Origin of the sequence: Actinoalloteichus sp. GBA129-24 (assembly GCF_001941645.1) — a bacterium.
Lineage (GTDB): Bacteria > Actinomycetota > Actinomycetes > Mycobacteriales > Pseudonocardiaceae > Actinoalloteichus_A > Actinoalloteichus_A fjordicus.
In genome coordinates this window covers 6026959-6035000 of the sequence record NZ_CP016077.1, presented here as the reverse complement: position 1 = coordinate 6035000, position 8042 = coordinate 6026959, and the positions used below count along the sequence as shown (strand labels likewise).

General features: G+C 65.9%; 2 protein-coding genes and 2 rRNA genes (1 of these 4 running past the window's edge). All 4 read left to right on the top strand.

Features of this window, described 5'->3' with window-relative positions; translation table 11 throughout:
- A 23S ribosomal RNA gene (locus tag UA75_RS25860) occupies positions 1–3027 on the top strand (it extends 85 nt beyond the left edge of the window).
- A gap of 156 nt (positions 3028–3183) precedes the next feature.
- Positions 3184–3300: ribosomal RNA gene (gene rrf / locus UA75_RS25855) — 5S ribosomal RNA — on the top strand.
- Positions 3301–3826: 526 nt separating this feature from the next.
- Entirely contained in the window at positions 3827–4585 is a 759-nt protein-coding gene (locus tag UA75_RS25850; RefSeq protein ID WP_075742471.1) for a type 1 glutamine amidotransferase, read from the top strand.
- Between the two features lie 294 nt (positions 4586–4879).
- Positions 4880–8023 (top strand): bifunctional [glutamine synthetase] adenylyltransferase/[glutamine synthetase]-adenylyl-L-tyrosine phosphorylase, encoded by a 3144-nt coding sequence (locus UA75_RS25845; protein ID WP_075742470.1) that lies wholly within the window; start codon positions 4880–4882, stop codon positions 8021–8023.
- The last annotated feature ends 19 nt before the right edge of the window (positions 8024–8042 follow it).

Here is an 8042-nt window from a genome sequence, read left to right as displayed (position 1 = left end):
CTGTCAACCGAGCTATGATCCGAGGGTGTCCGAATGGGGAAACCCGGCATCCGTCATGGGGTGTCACCCGCATCTGAATATATAGGGTGTGTGGAGGGAACGCGGGGAAGTGAAACATCTCAGTACCCGTAGGAAGAGAAAACAACCGTGATTCCGTGAGTAGTGGCGAGCGAAAGCGGAAGAGGCTAAACCGTGTACGTGTGATACCTGGCAGGGGTTGCGTATGCGGGGTCGTGGGACCGACTGGTCAGTGCTGCCATGCTGGCAAGGAGTGAGAAAACGTTGTGGTTAGCGGAAGGTGTCTGGAAAGCACCGGCGTAGAGGGTGATACTCCCGTACGCGAAAACCTGACGTCTCCTGGTCGTGTTCCCAAGTAGCAGCGAGCTCGTGAAATTTGCTGTGAATCTGGCGGGACCACCCGCTAAGCCTAAATACTTCCTGATGACCGATAGCGGACTAGTACCGTGAGGGAAAGGTGAAAAGTACCCCGGGAGGGGAGTGAAATAGTACCTGAACCCGTATGCCTACAAGCCGTCAGAGCCTTTTGGGGTGATGGCGTGCCTTTTGAAGAATGAGCCTGCGAGTTAGTGATGTGTGGCGAGGTTAACCCGGGTGGGGTAGCCGTAGCGAAAGCGAGTCCGAATAGGGCGTTCTGAGTCGCATGTCCTAGACCCGAAGCGGAGTGATCTACCCATGGCCAGGGTGAAGCGCGGGTAAGACCGTGTGGAGGCCCGAACCCACCAGGGTTGAAAACCTGGGGGATGAGCTGTGGGTAGGGGTGAAAGGCCAGTCAAACTCCGTGATAGCTGGTTCTCCCCGAAATGCATTTAGGTGCAGCGTCACGTGTTTCTCATCCGAGGTAGAGCACTGGATGGCTAATGGGCCCTACAAGGTTACTGACGTCAGCCAAACTCCGAATGCGGGTGAGTGAGAGCGTGGCAGTGAGACTGCGGGGGATAAGCTTCGTAGTCGAGAGGGAAACAGCCCAGAACACCAGCTAAGGCCCCCAAGTGTGCGCTAAGTGGGAAAGGATGTGGGGTCGCCCAGACAACCAGGAGGTTGGCTTAGAAGCAGCCATCCTTTAAAGAGTGCGTAATAGCTCACTGGTCAAGTGGTCCTGCGCCGATAATGTAGCGGGGCTCAAGCGCACCGCCGAAGCTGTGTCATTCACACGTGTGCCCGGCCTGCCTTTCGGGGTGGGTCTAGGTGTGTGGATGGGTAGGGGAGCGTCGTGCATCGGGTGAAGCGGCCGTGGAAACGAGTCGTGGACGGTGTGCGAGTGAGAATGCAGGCATGAGTAGCGAAAGCAGAGTGAGAAACTCTGCCGCCGTATGACCAAGGGTTCCTGGGCCAGGTTATTCCGCCCAGGGTAAGTCGGGACCTAAGGCGAGGCCGACAGGCGTAGTCGATGGACAACGGGTTGATATTCCCGTACCCGTGTAGATGCGCCCATGGCGAGGCTGGTGATACTAACCGCCCGGATTATTGTTGCCCTTTCGGGGGTGGTGGTGGTCTGCGCGGGATCTGAGCTGGTAGTAGTCAAGTGATGGGGTGACGCAGGAGGGTAGCTCCGCCAGTGAGTGGTAGTACTGGTGTAAGCGTGTAGCCTGCTCTGATAGGTAAATCCGTCGGGGCTTATAGGGTGAGACGTGATGCGTAGCCGAATGAGGCGAAGTAGAGTGATCCCATGCTGCCGAGAAAAGCCTCTAGCGAGTATCTTCGCGGCCCGTACCCCAAACCGACACAGGTGGTCAGGTAGAGTATACCGAGGCGATCGGGTGAACTGTGGTTAAGGAACTCGGCAAAATGCCCCCGTAACTTCGGGAGAAGGGGGGCCGTGTGGCGTGAAGCCCTTCGCGGGCTAGCGTTGTGTGGCCGCAGAGACCAGGGAGAAGCGACTGTTTATTAAAAACACAGGTCCGTGCGAAGTCGTAAGACGATGTATACGGACTGACGCCTGCCCGGTGCTGGAACGTTAAGGGGACCGCTTAGCTCTTCGGGGCGAAGGTGAGAACTTAAGCGCCAGTAAACGGCGGTGGTAACTATAACCATCCTAAGGTAGCGAAATTCCTTGTCGGGTAAGTTCCGACCTGCACGAATGGCGTAACGACTTCTCCGCTGTCTCAACCACAGGCCCGGCGAAATTGCACTACGAGTAAAGATGCTCGTTACGCGCGGCAGGACGGAAAGACCCCGGGACCTTTACTATAGCTTGGTATTGGTGTTCGGTTCGGCTTGTGTAGGATAGGTGGGAGACTGTGATGTGGTCACGCCAGTGGCTGCGGAGTCGTCGTTGAAATACCACTCTGGTCGTACTGGATGTCTAACCTCGGACCCTGATCGGGTTCAGGGACAGTGCCTGGTGGGTAGTTTAACTGGGGCGGTTGCCTCCCAAAGGGTAACGGAGGCGCCCAAAGGTTCCCTCAGCCTGGTTGGCAATCAGGTGTTGAGTGTAAGTGCACAAGGGAGCTTGACTGTGAGACTGACGGGTCGAGCAGGGACGAAAGTCGGGACTAGTGATCCGGCACTGGCTGGTGGAAGCGGTGTCGCTCAACGGATAAAAGGTACCCCGGGGATAACAGGCTGATCTTGCCCAAGAGTCCATATCGACGGCATGGTTTGGCACCTCGATGTCGGCTCGTCGCATCCTGGGGCTGGAGTAGGTCCCAAGGGTTGGGCTGTTCGCCCATTAAAGCGGCACGCGAGCTGGGTTTAGAACGTCGTGAGACAGTTCGGTCCCTATCCGCCGCGCGCGTAGGATACTTGCGGAAGGCTGTCCCTAGTACGAGAGGACCGGGATGGACGAACCTCTGGTGTGCCAGTTGTACCGCCAGGTGCATGGCTGGTTGGCTACGTTCGGGAGGGATAACCGCTGAAAGCATCTAAGCGGGAAGCCTGTTCCTAGATGAGGTGTCCCACCCCTTTGTGGGTTAAGGCCCCCAGCAGACCACTGGGTTGATAGGCCCGAGATGGAAGCCTGGTAACAGGTGGAGTTGACGGGTACTAATAGGCCGAGGACTTGCTCACGAAGATGCTACGCGTCCACTGTGTGGTTCTGAAGGAACAACTGTTCCCCCTTCAGACACTCTGGTTGGTTGTCTTGGGTGTGGTCTGCTTCGGCAGACGACACTCCGAGACGATCGGTCCACGGGTGTCGGGGGTGGGTTGTTCGTTCGCTGGTGTGTCGGTGGTCATAGCGGTGGGGAAACGCCCGGTCCCATTCCGAACCCGGAAGCTAAGCCCTCCAGCGCCGATGGTACTGCACCCGTGGGGGTGTGGGAGAGTAGGACGCCGCCGACCTTTACCTGATGAGGGACGGTGTGTACACCCTGGTCGAGCAGAGATGCTCCCGGGTGTGCACACCGTCCCTTTTCTCATGCCCGAAACAGGAATACTTCGGCACCCGCGACGCCGGAACACGGTGGACGACGGTGCGTGCCCAGTGCAGGTCTCAGGGTGCACCCGTCCCGCGAGCCAACTCCGTACCGCCGCGACTCGGCGCCCTCCGCTACGAACGGATTCTCCGAGAAACCTGTGCGGTCGTCCCCCCCCCGGCCGCTCGCACGGCCGGGTGGTCCGCGCGCGAGCAGAACGGGCTGATCGCCGCCGTCACGGTGGCACACCGGGAGAGAGCGTCCCTGCTGACCGGTCCGCACGGCGAATGGGGCATCCGCCGTCCGAACCAGCGCCGCCGTCCCGCCGGACCGCTCCCGTCGATCGATCTCGGTGACCCGGCTGCGCTTCGAGGCACGGGTGATCTCGGCGAACGTGTGTCGTTGTCGGGACGTGACGGTCGGCGAATGGAGCAGGCTCTAGCATCAAGGGTGTGGCGAAGGCACGAATACTGATCCTCCAACCCGCGGAGAGCGACCCGCCGGGAATCCTGGCCGAGTGGCTGATCGAGGCGGACGCCGATATCGAGGTGGTACGGGCGGATCGCGAGGCGATCCCGACCCTGGACGACTTTCATGCGTTGATCGTGCTGGGCGGCCCGATGAACGCCGAGGACCTCGTGGCGCATCCCTGGCTCGTCGAGGTGCGGGCCAGGCTGACCGACGGCATCCGACGTCGACTTCCGACGCTCGGCATCTGCCTCGGGGCCCAACTGCTCGCGTCCGTCAGCGGCGGGATGGTGGAACCGGGCGAGGACGGGCCCGAGGTCGGCGCCCGGCTGGTGGCCAAGCGCGACGCCGCCGAACAGGACGCGCTACTGGAGGACCTGCCGCTCACCCCGCTGGTCATGCAGGCACATGGGGACGTGATCACCGAGCTTCCCCCCGGCGCACAACGCCTGGCCGCCTCGCCCAAGTACGAGAACCAGGCGTTCCGCGTCGGCGACCTGGCCTACGGCTTCCAGTTCCACATCGAGACGTCGCCGGAGGTGGTTCGGGCCTGGCTCGCCAACTCGGCGGATCTCGCCGCAGCGTTCCCCGCGGTGCAGTGGGAGCCGGGCCGCTTGGAGGAGGCGCATGAGGAGATCGCGGAGACCTGGCAGCCGGTGATGGCGCGATTCGCCACGATGGCGGGCCAGCAGGCAGGTCTGATCCCCGGCACCCCCGGCCGACGCAGGCTGCCCCTGTTGTAGCGCTCCCCCTGGTGCGCCGCCCTCGGCGGCCGGTCGTGCGTCGTGGCGGTCAGGTCGACCCGCTCCGGGTTCGGGGAGGCGATGATGCCTGGCGGCTGCCGGACGCTGAGCCGAAGCAGGCGCCGTTGCACGGAGGCTTCGCGGCCGCAGCGGCTTCACGTCGGGTCGATGCCTCCCTCGCCGTCGCCCCGACCGCGCGGATCGGCCCAGGTCGATCTCGCTGCTCGCGGGTGTTCATTCCGGCCTGGCGGATTCGTCGCACGAGTCCGCCGAAGACGAAGAAAGGGAGTCTCGATGGCCGACGCCGCCCGTACCAGCACCTCACCGGGGAGATTCGGACTCACCGATCCCCGCGCCGTGGAGACCCTGCGCGAGCTCGGCTGGTGGGGGAACTCGGGCATCGGCGAGGGCGTCGCGGTTCCGTTGCAGGCGTTGTCGGCCAGCGCCGATCCGGATCTCGCACTGCGTGGAGTCGAGCGGCTGTGCGAGGCGCTCGACGACGAATGGCCCGAACTGGACGAGGCGCTGCGCTCCGACGCACGCGTCGCCCAGCGGCTCTTCGGCCTGTTGGGCGCCAGCTCGGCGCTGTCCGATCACCTCATTCTGCGGCCGCAGCGATGGCGGCAGCTCGTGGCGGCAGGCGCCGAGCACAAGGATGTCGAGACGATGACCGTCGAGCTGCTGGCCTCGGTGCGGGCGGTTCCCGACGAGGTGCCGGGTGGATTCCGCGCCGAGACACGCGGCCGGGAGGCCGTGGCAGATCTGCGCACCGCGTACCGCGATCTGTTGTCCGACATCGCGGTGATCGATCTGAGCCAGGGCACGCTGCCCGCGCCGGTCGAACGGTATGAGGAGGTGGCTGCGCAGCTCTCCGACCTGGCCGTCGCGGCCCTGCGTGCCGCGTTGGCGGTCGCGGTCGCGGAGGTCATGCCACCGAGTTCGCCAGAGGTGGCCAGGGGGCGGCTCGCCGTGGTGGCGATGGGCAAATGCGGGGCGGGGGAGCTGAACTACGTCAGCGACGTCGACGTGGTGTTCGTGTCCGCGCCGCCGCCCGCACCGGTCCAGGACACCGGGACGGTGGACGTCGAGGCCGCCTCCGATCCGGTGCCCGAGGGCGTGCTGGACGAGGACGGCCATCTCAGACAGGCCACCGCGCTGGCCGCCGCCGTCATGCGGATCGCGGGGGAGGCCTGCTTCCAGGTCGACGCCGCCCTGCGGCCGGAGGGTCGGGCGGGCGCGCTGGTCCGCACCGTGGACGGCTATCTGGCCTACTACCGGCGCTGGGCCAGGACCTGGGAGTTCCAGGCGCTGTTGAAGGCACGCGAGGTGGCGGGCGACCTCGACCTCGGCGCAGAGTACGTGGCCCTGGTCCAGCCGTTCGTCTGGTCCGCCGCCGAGCGGGACGGATTCGTCGTCGACGTGCAGGCCATGCGCCGTCGGGTCGAGGACCACGTGCCCCAGGAACTGGCCGAGCGGGAACTCAAGCTCGGGCGGGGCGGGCTGCGCGACGTCGAGTTCGCCGTGCAGCTTCTTCAGCTCGTGCACGGCCGCTCCGACGAGCTGCTTCGGACCGCCGCGACGATCGAGACGCTGGCGGAACTGGGCAACGGCGGCTACGTCGGCCGGGCGGACGCCGCCGAACTGGGGGAGTCCTACCGATTCCTCCGGGTGCTCGAGCATCGGCTCCAGTTGCAGCGAATGCTGCGCACCCACGTGTTCCCCGCCACCGACGACGTCGCCGGGCTGCGCAGGCTGGCGAGATCCGCCGGGCTGCGGACCGACGGCCGACGGGATGCGGGCCGCATCCTGCTCGACGAGTTCCGCCGACACGGCGGTCGGGTGCGCCGACTGCACGAGAAGCTCTTCTACCGGCCCCTGCTGGAGGCTGTCGCAGGCGTCCCGGCCGACGCGCTGCGGCTGACGGCGAAGTCGGCAACGGACCGGCTCGCCGCCCTGGGCTTCACCTCGCCGGAGGGGGCGCTGCGGCACATTCGCGCGCTGACGTCGGGGGTGTCTCGACGCGCGGCCATCCAGCAGGCGCTGCTGCCGATGCTGCTCGACCTCTTCGCCGACACCCCGGACCCGGATCACGCGCTGCTGGCCTACCGGCAGGTGTCGGAGGCGTTGACCGACACGCCGTGGTACCTGCGAGTGCTACGGGATCAGGCCGCGGTGGCGGAGCGGCTGGCACTGCTGCTGGGCTGCTCGCGGCTGGTTCCTGACCTGTTGGTCCGCGCGCCGGAGGTGCTCCGACTTCTCGGCGACACCTCGGGCCTGGTCGACCGGGACCCGGAACAGGTGGCGGTCTCGCTGGCCAGCGCCGTCGCACGTCATGAGGACCCGACCCAGGCCGTCATCGCCGCGCGCTCACTGCGCAGGCACGAGCTGCTGCGGGTGGCCTGCGCGGATCTGCTCGGGCTGATGGACCTCTCCGAGGTGTGTCGGGCGTTGTCGCGGGTGTGGGCCGCCGTGCTGGACGCCTCGCTCGGCGCGGCGATCCGGTCGGTGCTGCGCCCGGTCGACGGCGAGGAGCCGCGCCGCAGGCCCGCCAGGATCGCGTTGATCGGGATGGGCAGGCTCGGCGGCGACGAGCTGGGCTACGGCTCCGACGCCGACGTCTTGGTGGTCTGCGAACCGCTCCCGGCTGCGGGCGACTCCGCCGTCGCGGACGCCACGGCGGACGCGGCGGCGATCCGCTACGCGACCTCGGTCGCCGAGCTGCTGACCAGACTGCTGAACAAGCCGAGCGTCGATCCGCCGCTCCAGGTCGACACCGAGCTGCGCCCGGAGGGCCGCAGCGGACCGCTGGTGCGGACCCTGGAGTCCTACCGGACCTATTACCGGCAGTGGGCTCAGCCCTGGGAGGCGCAGGCGCTGCTGCGGGCCAGGCCGATCGCGGGCGACGCCGATCTCGGACGCCGGTTCATCGAGATGATCGATCCCCTCCGGTATCCCGACGGCGGGCTCGGCGAGAACGATCAGCGGGAGATCAGACGCATCAAGGCACGGGTCGAGACCGAGCGGCTGCCGCGCGGCGCCGATCCGACGACGAACACGAAGCTGGGCCGGGGCGGACTCTCCGACGTCGAGTGGACGGTGCAGCTGCTCCAACTCGCCCACGCACACCAGGTCCCCGGCCTGCGGACCACCTCGACGCTGGGGGCCTTGGACGCGGCGGCGGCGGCGGGCCTGCTGACCGAGCGGGATGCCGAGCGACTTCGGGCCGGGTGGCGGATGGCGTCGCGGACCCGCAACGCGACCACGCTGGTCCGGGGCAAGCCGTCCGATCAGCTGCCCGGCTCCGGCCACGAGCTGGCCTCGGTGGCGCGGGTGATGGGGCTGGACGCCTCCGGCGAACCAGGTGAGTTCGTCGACGAGTATCGCCGGATCACTCGGCGGGCGCGGGCGATCGTGGATCGGGTCTTCTACGGGGAATGAGTCGGGCGAGTTCGTGCCC

Bases quoted from the DNA above. Each gene is read 5' to 3' on its own strand.
- UA75_RS25845 (WP_075742470.1), top strand. From the start codon at position 4,880: ATGGCCGACGCCGCCCGTACCAGCACCTCACCGGGGAGATTCGGACTC.